15 protein-coding genes are annotated in these 19,368 nt (G+C 45.0%); 9 read left to right on the plus strand and 6 right to left on the minus strand.

The genetic code is table 11. The annotated features are described in order from the left end of the window. Positions 1–145: 145 nt before the first annotated feature. The gene (locus FHS68_RS01990; protein ID WP_167266769.1) at positions 146–1,237 is read right to left on the minus strand and encodes a Gfo/Idh/MocA family protein; all 1,092 of its coding nucleotides are present in this window, start codon (positions 1,235–1,237) and stop codon (positions 146–148) included. Positions 1,238–1,508: 271 nt separating this feature from the next. On the opposite strand from FHS68_RS01990, the gene FHS68_RS01995 reads away from it, so the two are divergent. The 7 genes from FHS68_RS01995 (at position 1,509) to FHS68_RS02025 (ending at position 11,403) form a co-directional block, all read left to right on the plus strand. Further along, entirely contained in the window at positions 1,509–2,447 is a 939-nt protein-coding gene (locus FHS68_RS01995) for a dihydrodipicolinate synthase family protein (RefSeq protein ID WP_167266770.1), read from the plus strand. Between the two features lie 2 nt (positions 2,448–2,449). Beyond that, a complete protein-coding gene (locus FHS68_RS02000; protein WP_167266772.1) occupies positions 2,450–3,928 on the plus strand; it encodes an aldehyde dehydrogenase (NADP(+)) in 1,479 nt (492 codons plus the stop codon). Between the two features lie 32 nt (positions 3,929–3,960). Continuing rightward, entirely contained in the window at positions 3,961–4,962 is a 1,002-nt protein-coding gene (locus tag FHS68_RS02005) for a 4-hydroxyproline epimerase (RefSeq protein WP_167266774.1), read from the plus strand. 125 nt (positions 4,963–5,087) lie between these two features. Further along, complete coding sequence (locus FHS68_RS02010) at positions 5,088–6,344, plus strand: NAD(P)/FAD-dependent oxidoreductase (protein WP_167266776.1); 1,257 nt, start codon at positions 5,088–5,090, stop codon at positions 6,342–6,344. A 214-nt stretch (positions 6,345–6,558) separates the two neighbouring features. After that, complete coding sequence (locus FHS68_RS02015; protein ID WP_167266778.1) at positions 6,559–8,340, plus strand: DUF885 family protein; 1,782 nt, start codon at positions 6,559–6,561, stop codon at positions 8,338–8,340. Positions 8,341–8,390: 50 nt separating this feature from the next. Next, entirely contained in the window at positions 8,391–9,827 is a 1,437-nt protein-coding gene (locus tag FHS68_RS02020) for an APC family permease (protein WP_167266780.1), read from the plus strand. A 22-nt stretch (positions 9,828–9,849) separates the two neighbouring features. Further along, positions 9,850–11,403, plus strand: a complete 1,554-nt coding sequence (locus FHS68_RS02025) for a M20/M25/M40 family metallo-hydrolase (protein WP_167266782.1) — start codon at positions 9,850–9,852, stop codon at positions 11,401–11,403. Positions 11,404–11,721: 318 nt separating this feature from the next. Here the strand turns inward: FHS68_RS02025 and FHS68_RS02030 are convergent, their stop codons facing one another. The 5 genes from FHS68_RS02030 to FHS68_RS02050 form a co-directional block, all read right to left on the minus strand. Continuing rightward, positions 11,722–13,104: an aminopeptidase P family protein gene (locus FHS68_RS02030; RefSeq protein WP_167266784.1), complete on the minus strand. Its 1,383-nt coding sequence runs from the start codon at positions 13,102–13,104 to the stop codon at positions 11,722–11,724. Between the two features lie 111 nt (positions 13,105–13,215). Continuing rightward, positions 13,216–13,383, minus strand: a complete 168-nt coding sequence (locus FHS68_RS02035; RefSeq protein ID WP_167266786.1) for a hypothetical protein — start codon at positions 13,381–13,383, stop codon at positions 13,216–13,218. 11 nt (positions 13,384–13,394) lie between these two features. Then, positions 13,395–13,634 (minus strand): DUF6934 family protein, encoded by a 240-nt coding sequence (locus FHS68_RS02040; RefSeq protein ID WP_167266788.1) that lies wholly within the window; start codon positions 13,632–13,634, stop codon positions 13,395–13,397. Positions 13,635–13,648: 14 nt separating this feature from the next. Further along, positions 13,649–14,809, minus strand: coding sequence for an NRAMP family divalent metal transporter (locus tag FHS68_RS02045; protein WP_208408127.1), 1,161 nt, complete (start codon positions 14,807–14,809; stop codon positions 13,649–13,651). 17 nt (positions 14,810–14,826) lie between these two features. Beyond that, a complete protein-coding gene (locus FHS68_RS02050; RefSeq protein ID WP_229211742.1) occupies positions 14,827–18,576 on the minus strand; it encodes a hydantoinase B/oxoprolinase family protein in 3,750 nt (1,249 codons plus the stop codon). A gap of 62 nt (positions 18,577–18,638) precedes the next feature. Between FHS68_RS02050 and FHS68_RS02055 the strand changes: the two genes are divergently transcribed. Both FHS68_RS02055 and FHS68_RS02060 read left to right on the plus strand, forming a co-directional pair. After that, the gene (locus tag FHS68_RS02055; protein WP_167266794.1) at positions 18,639–19,037 is read left to right on the plus strand and encodes a HEPN domain-containing protein; all 399 of its coding nucleotides are present in this window, start codon (positions 18,639–18,641) and stop codon (positions 19,035–19,037) included. Further along, a complete protein-coding gene (locus FHS68_RS02060) occupies positions 19,016–19,339 on the plus strand; it encodes a nucleotidyltransferase domain-containing protein (protein ID WP_167266796.1) in 324 nt (107 codons plus the stop codon). The genes FHS68_RS02055 and FHS68_RS02060 overlap by 22 nt, the downstream gene beginning before the upstream one ends. The last annotated feature ends 29 nt before the right edge of the window (positions 19,340–19,368 follow it).

A 19,368-nucleotide genomic window follows, 5' to 3' on the forward strand; every position in this document is an offset into this window, starting at 1 on the left:
TTTAAAAAGAATTTTTCAACATGTTTGATGAAAAAACATAAATATTTGTGCAAACGTTTGCATAATATTAACTTAACATTGCTATTTAAGTTCAATGTATCAGGTAGTTATGTTACTTTTTGGGACGAAACGGGCACCTTTGCAGCTATACCAAATCTACGGTGCGACCCGAACGAACCGATTCATCACACGCAAAAGCAATCGACAGGCTCATCACTGCATCCTGCAAGTGATCGGTAAGGTCGAAATCTTCTTTGATTGCTTTCAGAAAATACCGTTGTTCCCGGTTGCATAATTCCTGGTGATCCGGCTCATCTTCCAGGTTGATCCAGGTATCCTGGTGTACAAATTCATCCTGGTCATTCAGTTCCGCATGGTGTACCCGGATCGATTCGGTTTTAGTATGTGCTTCTACGGACGAAGATTTTCCGCTGCCGCCTGCATCCTTGGCAACAATGGAGGCAGACCCTTTTGGCCCGATCACATCTTTCACAAAAAAGGCAGTTTCGCTGATCATTGGCCCCCAGCCCGCTTCATACCAGCCGACGGAACCATCTTCAAACCAGATCTGCAATTGACCATAATTGTAATTTCCTGCCGGTATATCCTCAGTCATTCTCGCGCCGATCGCATTCACTCGGAGTGGTTTCGAACGGGTCATCTGGCACATTACATCTATATAATGTACGCCGCAATCCACGATCGGACTCAGGCTTTTCATCAGGTTGCGGTGCACGCCCCACATGTATCCATGGCTCTGCTGGTTGAGGTTCATCCGCATCACGAGCGGCTTGCCCAGCCCCTGCGCTTCCGCCACAAAGCGTTCCCAGGAAGGGTGTACGCGTAAAATGTATCCGACAACTACCTTTTTACCTGCCTTCACAGCAGCCTCCACAACCCTCTTGGCACCATCAACGGTATCGGCCAAAGGTTTTTCAATGAATACATGTGCACCGCTTTCCAATGCTTTCACAGCAAATTCTTCGTGGGTATCGGGATAAGTGGAGATACAAACCGCATCCGGTTTTGTATCCGCCAATGCCACATCATAATCAATGAACAGGCTGTATCCACCACCCAGTTTTTCATTTAAGATTTCTTTGCTTTTTCCGGTGGAAACGATCCCGCAAATTTCAAAACCGTCCAGAAGCTGGTATGCGAATGCGTGGGACGCGCCCATGTTGCCACAGCCCACCACCAATACCCGAATTGGGCTTTCATTTTCAAAAGATGACATAATAATAGATAATGTTAAGATTCCGGGCTAGCAGGAACAGATTACAGAACAATAAAACCAAGCGTAGTTTGTGTTTCAAAAATAGGGATTTTAATCTGTTTTGGCAGACACCCCTATTTGAATGAAAAAAAATGGATGATCGTTCCTAAATTGAGAAGGTGTCTAAGTTAAAATCGGTAAAGAATTGATCAAAAGCCGAGAATGCATTGCGTTTGCCATTGTTTTACCTTTGAACTAAATTCAACCTTGGCAATTCCAACGTAACTATATTATGAACAAAGAATCTTGGTACGGCATTTTTCCTGCGCTGGTAACACCGTTTAAAGCAGATGATACAATTGATTTTGAACTATTTGGCAAAAACCTCGATGCGCAGGTGGAAGCCGGCATTAGCGGGATAATTGTTGCCGGATCCCTAGGCGAGGCCAGTACGCTGACAAGGGCCGAAAAAGCGGAGCTTGTCAAATATGCTAAAAAGGCACTTCCTGAAAACATCCCAGTGGTATTGTGTATCGCTGAGCAATCTACTGCCGAGGCGGTGAGCATTGCAAAAGAAGCCGAGTCAATTGGAGCCAATGGATTAATGTTGCTACCTCCCATGCGCTACAAAGCGGATGATCATGAGACAGTTACCTATTTCAAAACCATTGCGCAAAACACTGCGCTTCCGCTGATGATTTATAACAATCCGGTGGATTATAAGATAGAAGTAACCCTTGAAATGTTTCAAGAATTGGCAAAAGAGCCTAATATTCATGCGATTAAGGAATCGACCCGTGATGTGAGCAATGTTACCCGCCTGTTTAGCCGTTTTGGCGACCGTTTCAGGATTTTTTGTGGAGTGGATACGCTGATTATGGAAGAGGTAATGCTTGGTGCGGATGGCGTAGTAGGTGGTTTGGTGGATGCATTTCCAAAAGAAACCGTCGCGATTTTTAATCTGGTTAAAGCGGGAATGTATAAGGAAGCATTGGCGGTTTATCGCTGGTACCTGCCGTTGCTTGAACTCGATATCCACCCTAAATTGGTTCAAAACATTAAATTGGCAGCAGCTAAAATGGGTATCGGATCAGAATATGTTCGTGCTCCCCGTTTGATTTTAGAAGGTGCTGAGAGAGAAAAAGTTTTGGCAATTATTGACAAGGCAATCGAAACACAACCTACATTGCCAGAATATTTGAATTTGACAGCAGATTCGTATCCGGCTTAACTATGACTGAATTTCAGAAACGTTTAGAGAAAACTCTACAGAACGCTCAGGAGGCTTTTGTTGAGATTAACACATATTCCATCCAAAAACGTGTCGCATTAATGCGCGCAGTCGCGGACGAGATAGAGGCACTTGGCCCTGAGCTGATTGAAACCGCGAAAAAGGAATCCAATTTATCCGAACCCAGGTTAGCCGGCGAAAAAGGGCGGACTATTTTTCAATGGAGAAGCTATGCGCAAGCTGTGGAGTCGGGATATTCGCTGGATGCCAGCATTGATACCGCCAATGCCGAACGCACACCTCTAAAACCTGATATCCGCAAAACGAACGTCGCATTGGGACCAGTAGCGGTTTTTGGCGCCAGTAACTTTCCTTTTGCATTCTCAACGGCCGGTGGTGATACCGCTAGCGCCATTGCAGCAGGTTGTCCCGTTGTTGTCAAAGCGCACCCCGGCCATCCCGAAACATCCCAGATCATGGCTGACGCGATCATTCGGGCAGTTGAAAAAAGCGGATTTCCGAGCGGTACCTTTTCACACATTTTTTGTGAAACCAATGAAGAGGCGCAGGCATTGGTAAGTCATAACATCATTAAAGCAGTTGGTTTTACGGGTTCAAACCGTGCAGGCCTGGCATTGGTCGAAATCGCAAGCAAGCGCCCGGAGCCTATTCCCGTTTTCGCCGAAATGGGCAGCATTAATCCTGTTTTTCTATTTCCTGAAAAATTAAGCACTTCGGCTTCTGAACTGGCGAAACAATATGCTGCATCGCTCACACTGGGCGTGGGGCAGTTCTGCACCAATCCTGGGCTGTTGATCAGCGAGGAAGGTGCTGGATTAGATCAGTTTACAGAATCTTTGGAAGAAGAAATTTTGAAAGCTTTACCTGCATTTATGTTGAATAGCGGCATAGCAAAGGGATATTGGAGCAATCGCGAAAAAGTCATTTCACAATCGGGCGTGAGCCTGCTGGCCAACGCAACCGCCGAAGCCGAAGAAGGACAGGGAACCGCAACCGTCGCTACGGTATCCGGACTGGATTTTTTGATCAATGATGATTTACAGCAGGAAGTTTTTGGCCCATTTGCATTGATTGTTAAATGTAGAAGTGCAGAGGAAGTTTACGCCGTGGCTTCAAAAGTACATGGTCAGCTTACTGCAACATTGCTAGCTACAACGGGAGATATTGCTGCAAATCAGGACCTGGTTGCGCTAATTCAGAATAAATGCGGAAGGATCATTTTCAACAATTTCCCGACAGGCGTAGAAGTCTGCAAATCCATGCACCACGGCGGACCTTTCCCGTCATCCAGCAACAGCCAATACACCTCCGTCGGCGCCGATGCGATCAAACGTTTCGTAAGACCGCTCAGCTTCCAGAACTGGCCCAATGAATTTCTGCCCGAAGAATTAAAAGATGAGAATCCGTTAGGGATTTGGAGAATGGTTGATAATGAAATGAGCAAGGGAGCTGTTAGCTAATAGCTAGCAGCTAATAGCTAACAGCCAAAAAAATGCGTAAAACTTTTTTCTGCATCGATGCCCATACCTGTGGCAACCCCGTCCGTGTTGTTGCTGGAGGCGGACCATTGCTTAACGGAAACAGCATGATGGAGCGACGGCTTCATTTTTTGAAAGAATTTGACTGGATCCGTAAAGGCCTGATGTTCGAGCCGCGTGGCCACGATATGATGAGCGGGAGCATACTTTACCCGCCCGTCGATCCCGCAAATGATATTGGGGTACTATATATAGAAACAAGCGGCTGCCTTCCAATGTGCGGACATGGAACGATCGGTACGGTTACAATTGCCATTCAGGAAGGACTGGTAACTCCAAAGATTCCCGGCAAACTGCGCCTGGAAACGCCAGCCGGCTTGGTTTTGGTGGAATATAAACAAGAAGGAAAAAGGGTAACTTCGGTAAAGCTCATCAACATTAAGTCGTTCCTTGCCGTTGAAAATCTTACAGTCGAATGTCCGGATCTAGGAATATTAACGGTGGACGTTTCATATGGCGGTAACTTCTACGCGATCGTCGATCCGCAGGAAAATTTCAAAGGCCTGGAACATTATACCGCCGATCAGCTGATCAGTTGGAGCCGCGTTTGCCGAAAGCGTATGAACGAGCAATATCAATTTGTACATCCCGAAAACGAATATATCAACGGGCTAAGCCATTTTCTCTGGTCAGGAGCTGTTTTAGACCCTACTTCAACTGCCAGAAATGCGGTTTTTTACGGAGATAAAGCAATTGACCGTTCTCCCTGCGGCACGGGCACGTCAGCCCGCATGGCACAATGGCATGCTAAAGGGAAATTGAAAAAAGGCGATCACTTTATCCACGAAAGCATTATAGGTTCCAAGTTCATCGGTACGGTTGAAGACGAAGTTACAATCGGCGATAAGCCCGCCATCATCCCAGGAATAGAAGGCTGGGCAGTAGTGACAGGATACAACAATATTTTCATAGACGACGAAGAAGATCCGTATGCGTATGGGTTTCAGGTTATTTAAAAAGGAAGAGGGGAAAAAGGAGGAAAGGGAGGAAAGGAGGAAAGGGACGAAGGGTTAAGATCCGTCAGCTTTTTAATCCTTCCTCCCGTTCTTCCCATTTCTCCCTTTCCTCCCTATTTCTAAAAATGACAAACAAAGGAACAGCAACAATCATCGGTGGCGGAATTATCGGGTTGGCTTCGGCTTATTATCTGCTGAAAAGTGGGTGGAAAGTTACGCTTGTAGATAAAGGCGATTTGTCGGATAATTGCTCGCAAGGCAATGCGGGAATGATCGTCCCGAGCCATTTTATCCCGCTGGCTGCTCCGGGGATGATTTCTAAAGGCATTAAATGGATGTTTAACAGTAGAAGCCCTTTTTACGTGAAGCCTTCCCTCGATTTCTCCCTTATTTCCTGGGGATTGAAATTCATGAAAAGCGCAACACCCGCCAATGTGGAGCGTGCAGCACCATATTTGCGAGATTACCATTTGCTGAGCAAACAGCTTTATGAAGATATTGCCGGAGAACAAGGTTTTGATTTTGGCCTGGAAAAGAAAGGCATACTGATGCTTTACAAAACCGAAAAAGCGGGCGAGGAGGAGGCACACGTTGCGAAGGATGCGCAAAAATTGGGTTTGGATGTTGAAATGCTTTCCAAAGAACAGGTACAGGCAATCGAGCCAAATATTAAGCTCGATATTGCTGGTGCAGTTCATTATCATTGTGATGCACACCTGTATCCAACAGCTTTATTCAACCAGCTTTTGCAAAACATTAAAAGTAAAGGTGCAAATGTCATTACCAATGCAGAGGTAACAGGTTATGAGATCTCAAATGGTGACATTAAATCGGTGGTTACTTCGCAAGGAAAAATTGAAGGCGACCTTGTCGTCATGACCGGAGGCTCCTGGCTGCCGCAACTGGCCAAACTTGCCGGACTTTCGATTCCGGTGATGCCGGGAAAGGGATATTCTTTTATGGAATCCAACTCGTCACATCCTATCCTACATCCCGCATTATTGATCGAAGCGCGCGTTGCCGTGACGCCAATGAATGGTCAGGTGCGGTTTGGTGGAACGATGGAATTGGCCGCTGTAAATGATAAGGTCAATATGAACCGGGTCCAAGGGATCGCCAACGCAATTCCGCAATATTATCCTGAACTAGACATTCCGGTTCCTGTGAAAGAGAAGATATGGTACGGCTTTCGGCCCTGTTCGCCAGATGGATTGCCGTACTTGGGTTATAGCAAGAAATTGAAAAACCTGATCGTGGCAGGCGGACATGGCATGATGGGGATAAGTCTCGGACCTGCGACGGGGAAGGTTGTGGCGGAATTGGCAGATCGAGCGTCCACGGCATTGGATGTTCAGCTTTACGATCCGGAAAGGTATAATTGAGGCAACGTTAATATTGGAAGTTGAACGTGGTCTCCTGACCGCCCGGCGGCCCGATACGTTCGCGCGTCTTCTGGTCTCCAGACCAGTTGCACTATGCTAGTTTCGGTCTGGAGACCGGTTGACGCAGGGTCGTAGTTCGGAGACTACGACCAACTTCGGACTACGTTCAACTTCGTGAAAATTCGTGTATTCGTGGCAAATAAACATCACTTCAATGCGGTACCATTACTTTCTAAAAATTCTCACTTTAATACTTCTAGTCTCAGCCAAATCTTTCTCCCAAACCCCAAAATCCAAATTCAACCTCTACGAGCAAAGCAGCGAGGTGGCTGGACTAGTGATCCAATACACCCAGGACATTAGGGAAGTCACTTCCTTTTATTCTCCAATGCTCGTCAGAGGCCGCGGTTTTGCAACGCCAGTAACGGTTCTCAATTCGCCCGAACAGCGAAAAAGGCTAAACGAGGTAGACAAAAGCTACCTCGACAAACTCTCCAAAGTCGACTTCGAAGCCATGAGCATTTATGGTAAAGTCGATTACATTCTGCTAAAAAGAAACATCGAGGATCACTTATTAACATTATCTCTAGAAGAAAAGGAATATGCCCAAATCGCCAAATACATTCCCTTCGCAAATGTGATTTATGACTTGGAAAAACAGCGTCGACGTGGCAATAAGGTGGACGGACAAAAGATAGCTGGCGACTTGAATGATCTATTAAAAATCGTAAAGGAATCTGCTGAATCTGTTAAAAAAGTAGAATCCATTGATATGCCGCTGGCGATACGTGGGGAAGAAGCAGTTACCGGAATCGAAACCAGGTTAAAAGGCACTTATGAATTTTACAACGGCTATGATCCACTCTTTTCATGGTGGGTCCCCAAACCTTATCAAGCATTGGACAGCGCGCTTACCGCTTATGCAAAAACGATAAAAGCAAAAGGGAAACTCAATTCAACGCAGAAGGAGGACAAAAGCGGCATCAAAGGGACGCCGATTGGACGTGATGAATTGATGCGGCAATTGGGCGTGGAAATGATCAGCTATACTCCAGACGAATTGATTGAGCTTGCTAACAAGGAATTCGCGTGGTGCGACAAAGAATTGTTGAAAGCAACGCAGGAGATGGGTTATGGTACCGATTGGAAAAAGGCCCAGGAAAAAGTAAAGAACAGCTATGTGCCTGCTGGTGAGCAGCCGCAGCTGATCATGAAGCTTTACAATGACGCCAAAGATTTTATCACAAAAAATAACCTTTACGACTACCCGGAAATCGCCGACGAAACGTGGGGAATGCAAATGATGTCTCCTGAAAGACAGCTGGTTAATCCATTTTTCCTTGGAGGCAGGGATATCATTATCTCCTATCCTACCAACACCATGGAGCATGAGGATAAGCTGATGAGCATGCGCGGGAATAATCCTTACTTTTCGCGTTCCACAGTCCATCACGAATTGGTACCCGGCCACCATTTGCAATATTATATGGGCAGCCGATACAAACCTTACCGCGACGAATTCGGCACGCCGTTTTGGACGGAGGGCTGGGCGTTGTACTGGGAATTGTTACTTTATGAAAAAGGCTTTGCCAAAACGCCCGAGGAGAGGATCGGGATGCTGTTCTGGCGGATGCACCGTTGCGCCAGGATCATTTTTTCGTTAAACTATCATTTGGGAAAATGGACACCTCAGGAATGTATCGATTTCCTGGTAGACAGGGTAGGACACGAACGCGCCAATGCGGAAGGCGAAGTACGACGATCTTTTGAAGGAAGTTACGGCCCGCTTTACCAGATCGCCTATTTATTGGGAGGTTTGCAAATATTCGGCCTGAAAAAGGAATTGGTCGAAAGCGGCAAAATGACTTACAAACAATTCCATGAAGCGATTATGAAGGAGAACAATATGCCTATCGAGATGGTCAGGGCGACGCTAATCAACCAGCCTTTAAAGCCTGATTTCAAAACGAAATGGAAGTTTTATAGTTTCAAATAATATTGTAGCTTACATTTTCAAAAATCAGCCTAACCAATTTAAACCTCTTTATGTCACCGGAAAGTACTGTCGATGCCGCTGAAAAAACTTCATTCAAACCTTCGTTAGGACTAGTCGACGCTACCATGCTGGTTGCTGGGAGCATGATCGGTTCGGGGATATTTATTGTAAGTGCAGATATCACTAGAAATACGGGAAGTGTCGGTTGGCTGATGTTTGTTTGGCTGATCACGGGTTTCATGACATTGACGGCCGCGTTGAGTTATGGCGAGCTGAGTGCCATGTTTCCAAAGGCCGGAGGGCAATATGTTTATCTTAAAGAAGCCTATAACCCGTTGATAGGCTTTCTTTATGGATGGAGCTTTTTCACCGTAATCCAAACGGCAACCATCGCCGCAGTAGCCGTTGCTTTTGCAAAATTTACGGCCTATCTCCTACCTATGTTCAGTGAAGATTTGGTAGCCATTAATCTGGGTTTTCTCAAAATATCCCCCGCCCAGCTGCTCTCACTGGTACTCATTATCCTGTTGACGTTTATCAATACACGTGGTGTAAATAGCGGCAAAATCATCCAGACAACATTCACCCTGACCAAATTGCTGAGCCTTCTAGGTCTTATTGTTTTTGGATTGATATTCATGAAACCTGAAATATGGGCTGCTAACTGGGACTCGGCAACCATGTGGGATTTACATAAACTGGGCATTGATGGCAGCGTGGAATCTTACACAACCATTGCGGCATTTGGAGCGATTGCAGCTTCCATGGTAGGGTCTATTTTCAGCAGCGATTCCTGGAACAATGTAACTTTCATTGCCGGCGAAATTAAGAATCCACAGCGTAATATTGGGCTAAGCCTTGCACTGGGGACGATCATTGTCACCGTTATATATGTGATGACCAATGTAATGTACACCGGTGTTTTGTCTTTGCAGGAAATTGCTTCATCGGATAAAGATCGGGTGGCTGTTACAGCATCACAAGTTATCTTCGGCAGCTCAGGAACGATCATTATTGCCATTATGATCATGATTTCCACATTTGGATGTAACAATGGTCTGATCATGTCAGGTGCGAGGGTATATTACTCCATGGCGAAAGATGGCATGTTTTTCAAAAAAGTAGGGACTTTAAACAAGAACGCTGTACCTGAATTTGGGTTGTGGGTACAATGCGTGATCGCGTGCCTTTGGAGCCTCAGCGGGAAGTATGGTAACCTGCTTGATATGATCTCCTTTGTAGTGGTGGTGTTTTACATGCTGACCATTGTCGGAATATTTATACTAAGAAGAAAAATGCCAGATGCGCCTCGTCCCTATAAAGCCTTTGGTTACCCATTTTTGCCCATTATCTACATTATCATGGGAGTTGCCTTTTGCGTGCTTCTGATTATTTATAAGCCCGAATACACTTGGCCAGGGTTGATCATTGTATTACTCGGCATTCCTGTTTATTATGTTATTGCCAAGAAAGAGATTACAGTATAACAGCCATTAATTTATCACTCCTATGAAATCGACATTCTATTCTTTGTTACTGCTTTGCCCGGGCTTCCTGTTTGCCCAGGAAATAGACCAGGAAGCTCTCGCCAAGATCCGCAAGGAAGGGCTTGACAACTCAAAAGTGAAGGAGATCGCGCACCATTTGACAGACATTTCCGGACCCAGACTGACCAATTCCCCCGGTTTTCAGCGCGCTGCTGAATGGTCGGTAAGCGAGTTGAAAAAATGGGGATTGCAGAATTCAAGAATAGAGGATTGGGGTGAATTCGGGAAAGGCTGGCAGGTAGAAAAAAGCTATCTCGCGATGACTAAACCTTATTATATGCCAATAATTGGTATTCCAAAAGCATGGACTTCCGGCACTTCTGGCCCAATCAGCGGCGAAGTGGCTATTGTGGATATCCAAAATGAAGAGGATCTTAAAAAGTATACAGAAGGAACGTTGACCGGGAAAATCGTTCTTACCAAAGGCGCCGCTGATACGGACCCGAATTTTAAAGCCGACGCAACAAGATATACTACCGAAGATCTTGAAAAAATGACCAACTCTGCACCTTTTGGTCAGGGGAACTTTACGGCTGAGCAAATGGAACGGATCCGAACAATGCGCTCATTCCGGACCAAGGTTGACAGCACATTGAAAACCCAAAAAATCAAGCTGGAACTTGCAGGTCGTACTGGCAGGCACGGCACATTCTTTACCAGCAACGGCGCGTCATACAAGGGCGATTCGCCGCTGGCAGGTCCTGCATTTGAAATCGCTCCCGAGCACGCCGGTCTGATTGCCCGTTTGATAGAAAGCGGCATTCCGGTGATGCTGGAAGCCGAATCTGCAACGACTTTTTATGATAAAAAACTCACTACCGGAAATGTTATAGCTGAAATCCCAGGCTCAGATCCTAAACTGAAAGATGAAATTATAATGCTTGGCGGGCATTTGGATTCGTGGCACAGCGCCACCGGAGCAACAGATAATGCTGCGGGTTGTACGGTAATGCTGGAAGCAATCAGAATTTTGCAGACTGCCGGTTTGAAGCCAAAAAGAACAATCCGCATTGCATTATGGTCTGGTGAAGAACAAGGCCTGCACGGTTCCAGAAATTATGTTAAAAACACTTTCGGTGACCCGCAGACGATGAAATTACTTCCAGCTCATGAGAAATTATCAGCGTATTATAACATTGATAACGGTACCGGCCGCATCCGTGGAATCTATTTGCAAGGAAATGAAGGCCCACGTCCCATTTTCGAAAAGTGGCTGGCCTCTTTCTCCGATATCATCGATCATCCAACCATTACTTCCCGAAATACCGGTGGTACCGATCATCAAAGCTTTGATGCGCTAGGCTTGCCTGGTTTTCAGTTTATCCAGGATGGAATTGAATATGGTACCCGCACGCATCATACCAACATGGATACGTACGAGAGGCTTGTCATGGACGATCTGAAGCAAATGGCGACTGTTGTAGCAGCGTTCGTATACAATACTGCTCAAATGGATCAGAAAATTCCGAGAAAGGAATTACCAAAGCCACGCCCTGCAAACAGCGTAGGCCGGTAAATTACAAGACAGTTGAGATATGTTAGCCGTGCAGGGGGATACGGTGGCTACTGGTTTTGAAAAGGGAAATTCCTACACGGTTGATGTGGTCGAGAAGATCAGGGTTAGTAATTGAATCGATGTTCAGCACATCAAATTTGTAAGGGAGCATTAACTCGTCATTTAGCACTCGATTGGACTGTATTCTTCTTGATTTACAGCGGTTTGTAAAAACAAAAATGCCTTCTCAAAATTCTGAAACCTTTGCTGCCAGCGGATATCCATGTGGGATTTGATATTTTGAGAAAGTTAACAAACCAAATTGACTTTTGTGTAGGGTCATCTCATCGCCTCCACTTCGTCAACTTCCTTTGGCAAATGCTTTCCAAGCACCCGATTGCCATCCTCGGTAATGACAATATCATCTTCAATCCTGATGCCGGTAAAGTCCCGGAGCATTTCCAGCTTGTTATAGTCCACGAATTCCGATCGTTTGTTTTCCGCTTTCCAGCGATCGATCAATGTTGGGATAAGGTATAAGCCAGGCTCAATAGTTACTACAAAACCAGGTTCCAATGCGCGGCCCAATCGCAGTGACTTCCAGCCAAATGTGGTTCCTTTTTTTAGATCGTCGGTATAACCTACATATTGCTCGCCCAGGTTTTCCATATCGTGAACGTCCAGTCCCATCATGTGACCCAGGCCGCATTGGAAGAATAAGGTATGCACGTCGTTTGCAACCGCTTCGGCAGGATCGCCTTTGACGACTCCCAGGGATTTCAACCCTTCCAATAATTTGGTTGCGGCTAATGTGTGGACATCCTTAAATAAAATCCCTGGCTTACAAGCCTCGATGGCCGATGTCTGGGCATGGAGCACAATTTCGTACATTTCCCTTTGCAGCGTAGTGAATTTTTTGCCGGTTGGAATTGTGCGGGTTAAGTCGCCGCAGTAACGCATGGCGGTTTCAGCGCCAGCGTCGCAGAGGCTCATTTGTCCGTCCTGCATGGCAAGATCGCGGGCGTGTGTGTGCAAGATTTCCCCGTTCACCGTCATGATTACTGGATACGAAATGTCGCCGCCCTGGCTGATGGCGATACTTTGCAGTTTTCCAGCTAACCCTTTTTCAGTCATGCCCGGTCGCGTAGTACGCATGAATTCCAGGTGCATATCTACGGAGGTATTCACGGCTTTTTCAATTTCTGCAATTTCCTCCCCCGACTTGTAAGAACGCATTGAAACGATTGCCTTAATCAATCCTACTGAGGCTTTTTGGCCTGCTTCCGATGGAGCAATTTCCAGCCATTCCTGTAATTGCAAATAATGCTCGCCACGGTAAGGGGGTAAGTAATGAATGGTTTGTTGTTTTGATAAAATTCCTTTCAAAAACGAATCGATAGCATTTAAAGGCTGAACTTTGGACACACCCACTTTTGCAGCTTTGTCTACCAATGCTTCTTTCGGGCCAGTCCAGACGATATCATCGATTGTCAATTCGTTACCGAAAACAATTTCCTGATCATTGTCAATGTCAATAACGGCGTGTAGCGATGCAATGTCCAGACCGAAATAATATAAAAAAGTGCTTTCCTGGCGGAAGGGGTACACATTGTCGCGGTAGTTCATCCCGGTATCTTCATTGCCCATAAAAAGGAGCAGGCCGCTACCGACTTTTTGCTTTAATATTTGTCTTCGCTGTATGTAAGTTTCTTTTGAAAACATGGCTTAGGGATTTCTTTGGTAGTTTTGTAAAACGAGAGAATTTAGAGAAGTGAAATAAAAATAGCAAGCTGCACGGGTTGCGGCTTGCTACTATATCAACTATTTGTATAATTATTTTTTCTTCAAAAAATCAGGAAGGCCAATTCTCTGTATCAGCTCATCATTTTTAGCAAACTTCTTGTTGAACAGATTACTATTCGCATATTTTTCGCTTAAAGAAGGGTCTATTATTGAACCCTTTGGAAGTGTTTTGCCGGCAATCAATTCTTTCGTTTTCATGATAATCAAATTTACAATTTTCTTTCGACTAAGAAAATATCGTAATCAACTCCTTTGCTAAACAGCTCCCAATCACCCTTACAATAGCCCCATATGGTGAAGTCCGATTCAATTGCTTCAAGATTGGTGCTGATACCATCCTGTTGCGCCCGATCGCTTACATTGATTTTGATGATCAGCTTCTTGGATTTTTGAGCGATAGTAAGATTAGAAATTGTAAAAATAAGACCGAGTAGTAGAAGCCTGCGCATATCTGAAATTTAGTTTAAAACAATCCGGCACCCATTACCGCCAAAATTACCACCACTACCCAGCCTGCGATTTGTAATGCCAATGGATGCTTATAAGTACCAACCAGCCTTGATTTTCGACTCGCCACCAGCAAAATCGATAATGCAATTGGTAAAATGAAGCCATTTAATGTCCCGACAAAAACCAGCACTTTTACCGGCTTGCCCACAAAAAGGAAAATGAGTGTGGAGACGGCGATAAAGGCGATTGTAACATAGGTGTGGTACTTTTCAAGAAGCGGATGAAATGACCTCAAAAAAGAGACAGACGTATATGCCGCACCGACCACAGATGTGATGGCCGCGCTCCAAATCATCAATCCGAATAACTGCTTTCCGAAAGTACCCGCGGCGTTTTCAAAGACAGAGGCGGTTGGGTTATCAGGATTTATAGTAACACCGGAAACAACAATTCCCAAAGTCGCCAGAAACAAGAGATACCTAATCACAGCAGTGACCAAAATCCCTGTCGAAGCACTCCGATTGACTTTGCCCAGTTCACTTTCACCCTTTATCCCAGAATCCAGCAGCCTATGCGCCCCGGCAAATGAAATATATCCTCCCACTGTTCCGCCAACTAATGTCAGGGCGGCAATTGAATTGAATTCCTGCGGAATGAATGTGTGTTTTATCGCCTCACCTAAGGGCGGGCTGGTTATGAAGGCGACATATATGATCAATGCGATCATGACGAAGCCCAGGACTTTGGCGAAGCTGTCCATGGCTTTGCCAGCTTCTTTGAATGAGAAAATGGCGATCGCCATGGCTGCGCTGACAGCTGCCCCAAATTCGACTGGAATGCCTGTCATGGCTTCGATGCCGAGTCCTGCGCCGGCTACATTGCCGATGTTGAAGGCGAGTCCACCTACGACGATTAGAAATGCGAGTAAGTAACCCAAGCCAGGAAATAGTGCATTTGCGAGATCCTGAGCATGTTTTCCAGAAACGGTGATGATCTGCCAGATGTTGAATTGTACGCAAAGATCGATCACGACCGACAATAGAATGACGAAGCCAAAGCTTGTTGTCAGCTGCTGGGTAAACACCGTCGTCTGCGTCAGAAAGCCGGGTCCGACTGCGGAGGTAGCCATTAAGAACGCGGCCCCGAGGAGTGTTTTGGAGGTTTTTGAGGACATATTTTTGGGCATTAATTTTAAATACCATAACCCCCGCCGCCAGGAGTTTCAATGATCAAAATATCATCCTTTTGAACTTCCAGGCTGCATATGCCGGGCAATGCTGTCACATGGTCATTGGAAACAAGGGTATGCTCGCCGCACTCGCCATCATCTCCACCGTTCAACCCGTAAGGTGCTTCTTTTCGATGCTGTCCAAGCAGCGTAACCTGCAATGGTTCAAGAAACTGAATTTTTCGAATGATACCATCGCCACCAGTAAATTTTCCCTGTCCGCCTGAATTTTTACGAATTCCAAATTCCAATAAACGCACCGGATATTTGCGTTCCAGTTGCTCAGGATCGGTGATGCGGGTATTGGTCATATGCTGATGAACAGCTGATCTGCCATTAAATCCATTACCCGCACCACTACCTCCACCAATCGTTTCATAATACCCAAACCTGCTATTCCCAAAAAGAAAATTATTCATTGTCCCTTGGCTGCACGCCGCAAGTCCAAATGCTTTCAGTAAAGTATCTACCAATCGCTGACTTACCTCGGTATTCCCGCCGACAACCGCCGGGCAAAGCAGTGGGTCATCAGAAAAATCGGGATGCAAGAAACTGTCTTCAGGCAAAATTATCTGGACATTTTTCATCAAACCGTCATTCAACGGAATGTCTTTGTTTACCAGAAGCCGCAAAACATACAGGATGGCGCTGTAAAGGATGGAGATGTTGGCGTTGAGATTATTTGGATGCACTGGTGAAGTTCCGGTAAAGTCGAAAACCTGCTTTTCAGCATCAACCGAGATTTTAACCTGGATCTGATGCCCGTCATCCAGAAATTCAGTTGCTTCAAATATCTGGTTATGATACGGTTCCAGTGCGTTTCGCAATTGGATAATGGCGCTTTCTTTCAGCAAATCCATGTATTTTTTGACCTCAGCCAATCCATGTGTTTTTACCAATGTCAGCAACTGCTCACTGCCTTTTCTCAGAGCCGAAAGCGCCGCTATGATGTCAGCTTCGTTCGAAACAAAGGAACGGGTAGGATAGGGGCCTTCGCAGAATAACTTTCGCATGTTATTCCATTGAAATTCACCAGCTTTTACCAAATATTGAGGCACGATCACCACTCCTTCCTCGGCCAAACAAGTAGCATCCGGCGGCATAGAGCCAGGTGTTTTTCCGCCAATTTCCGCATGGTGCGCGCGATTGATTACGTATCCAATGCATTTATTTTCATCCGTAAAAACTCCGGAAATCAGTGTAATATCCGGTAAATGTGAACCACCATACTTTGGATGATTGGTGATCACGACATCGCCTGGACCAATTTCGATCGCATCTCTAACCAGCCGGCCACAAATCCCCATACTTCCCAAATGCACCGGAATGTGCTGCGCATTAACCAATAATTCACCTTCGGCGTTGAGCAATCCGCATGAAAAGTCAAGTCGTTCCTTAACATTCACAGAAAATGCAGTGCGTTGCAATTGAACGCCCATTTCTTCGGCGATGGATTTGAAACGGTTTGTGAAAAGCTGCAATGCGACGGCTTCATTATGCTGCTCGCTGACAATTCTAGTTTCTCCTGTTTTGAAAATAATAGCATCCTGGTTATCCTGGATAATTAATTTCCAATTTTCAGGAATATAGGAAGTGGATGTATTGCTTAGCAAAATACCTGGTCCCGAAATCTGCTCGCCGGGTTTGAGTAAGTCCCATTTAAAAACATTTGCTGATTGCGTTTCATTACTCGCAAGTAGGGGATTTAATGTTTTAATTGGCATAACTGCTTGTCCTTCTTTTCTGACATTTTCAAGGTTTAATTGACCGTCTTTTTCCTGCAATTTGACTTTCAGACTTTCAAGTTCGACTATCAGATTAGCAGGATAATATCCAAATTGTGCCCCATAAGCTTTCTCAAAATCAGGGATTGTATTTTCGCCACTATAATCAATTTCAATTGTATTTTCCTGACCGGCAAAGCGTAGAAAGCAAGTGCAAAAAGCAATTTCGAAGCCTTCCACATGTTGTGCCATCAGTAATTTTTCAGCAGTTGCTATCAGTTCATTTTTCCAAAATTCAATGCGATTTTGAGCATCATTCCAGGGAAGCAGGATTTGTTTGGAAACAATAGTACTTACCAATGCCTCTCCGATGCCAACTGCGCTGAAAAGTCCGGCATCGTAAGGAACAATCACGGAATTTATATTCAATAATTCTGCAAGTTGGCAGCTATGCAAACCTCCTGCACCACCAAAGGCAATCAATGTAAATTCGGCTGGGTTAATGCCTTTCTCGACTGAAATTTTACGGATAGCATCGGCCATTTTTTCATTCGCAATCCTTTCCAGGCCTTTTAATAATTCAGTTGAGGTTAATGTCTTTCCAGTCCTTTCAAAAATTGAATTTATCAATTCATTAAGCTTCGAGATAGCTGCATCAGGATTCACGGGAATGCCAAATTTGGAAACGTCCAATTTTCCCAAAAGCAAATTCACGTCCGTGATCGTCAGCGGGCCGCCAGCCCCATAACAAGCTGGACCCGGCGACGCTCCTGCACTTTCCGGCCCGACTTGCAATGAAAATCCATCAAACCAGCACACTGAGCCGCCACCCGCGGCAACCGTTTCGATGGCAAGTGTGGGATTATGAAATTCGATTCCGTCGATTTCGGTAATGTATTTCAGCTCGGGTTCACCATTGATCAATGCGGTGTCGGTACTTGTACCGCCCATATCGAAGGTTATCGACTTGCTGAAACCCAGCCGCTTTGCAACATTGGCGGCTGCAATCATACCCCCTGCCGGGCCACTCAGCAAGCTGTCTTTTGCCTTAAAACCACTCAAATCAGCCAGACTTCCTGTACTGGTCATGACTTTCAAACTTCCTTCGGACAATCTGCTTTTTATATTGGACAAATATTTATCCAGAATCGGATCCAGATAAGCATTGACGACGGCGGTCTGCGTCCGGCGCAGATAATGTGAAAATGGGAAAAGACTAGAAGAGGTTGACACGTATCGAACTCCGGATTCCCTCAGCGCATGGGCAATTTCGAGTTCGTGCGCATTGTTTTTGTAGGAATGTAGAAGTGACACAGCAACTGACTTGTAATCAGTAGGTCGTTCCTGATCTGAAAATTTTAGTGGTTCCAAAATATTTCCCTCAGCATCAAGCCGTTCGTCGATTTCTATGACTTCGCTGTAAAGCAATTTTGGCTCAGGAATGTTCAGTTGAAATAGTGAAGGCCGCTGTTGATTTCCAATGTATAATAGGTCTTTGAAGCCTTTTGTAACGAGCAGCAGCGTTTTCGCACCTTTTCTTTCCAGCAATGCGTTAGTGCCTTTGGTGGTTCCAAGCCGCATTTCAATTGGGGGCAGCGGCTGATTTAAAAGCGTTTTGGTAAGAAGCCGCGCGGCTAGTATTGGTGCTTCTTCGCCGGTCGTTATTTCAAAGTCAGCGCTATCATTAATGGAAATGTCGCTGCTTAATGTTAGCGTTTTTTCGGCATGATTTATCTCGACGATGGTGCTGGTATCCTGATTTTCGAGCAATCTGAAATTGTAACTTGCGAGAAGAGCATTTTCAAATGACCATTTGGCCTCGAACTCATAAATGTTCGAATTCAGCCGACGAATTATCCTTCCCCGCAAGCAACTCGAACTTAGTACTTTTATTCTAGTTTTATTCCCCTCTGAATCAATCGCCAGACAGTCGGTAAAAGTACCGCCGGTGTCGATCCAAATTTGCCAATTGATAATTGAAGTATTCAAGTCGATAAAGCAAAAGTGTTGGTTTTTTAATATCCATTTAAGTTGGGACAAAAACCACATTTATGAATGAAAATATCGATGTTGCAAAAGTTTCTGAATATTGGCTGGAAACCTCAGATGAGGACTTCGAGACCATGACGCATTTGATGGCTGTAAAAAAGTATAACTGGACGTTGTTCTTAGGCCATATTGTGATAGAAAAGCTACTCAAAAGCAAAGTGGTCAAAGAGACAGGTAAATCCGCTCCCTTTACCCACAACCTTGGTAAGTTGCTCATTCTAACAGGAATTGAATTACCGCAAGAACAGTTGGATTGGATTGATACAATTACGACCTTTAATTTGCAAGCGCGCTACGAAAGTTATAAGCGTCAATTTTACAAAACGTGCACTCCGGAGTATGCGCAGGATTGGATCGGGAAAATTGAAACGTTACGACAATGGATCAGAATCAAGCATTAACAGTAGCTCAGCAATATGTTGATTTACTAAAACAAACGTTTTCTGTGAAAAAGGCTTTTCTATTCGGGTCTTTTGCCAAAGGGAATTTTCACGAGGACAGTGATATAGATATCGCAATCATCGTCGAGAATGTTGATGATATTCTTGAAGCGCAAATAACAATGATGAAACTTCGAAGGAGGGTCGACATTATGATAGAGCCGCATCCTTTCCTGGAAGAGGATTTTGAAGCTTCAAACCCAGTCGCGTTTGAAGTTATGAAATACGGTATCGAAATAGAAGGAAGGTTTGCTGTCTTGTGAGTCTAAGTTTTATCCCAACCCTTGATAAC

Source organism: Dyadobacter arcticus, from assembly GCF_011762185.1.
In the GTDB taxonomy this organism is placed as follows: domain Bacteria; phylum Bacteroidota; class Bacteroidia; order Cytophagales; family Spirosomataceae; genus Dyadobacter; species Dyadobacter arcticus.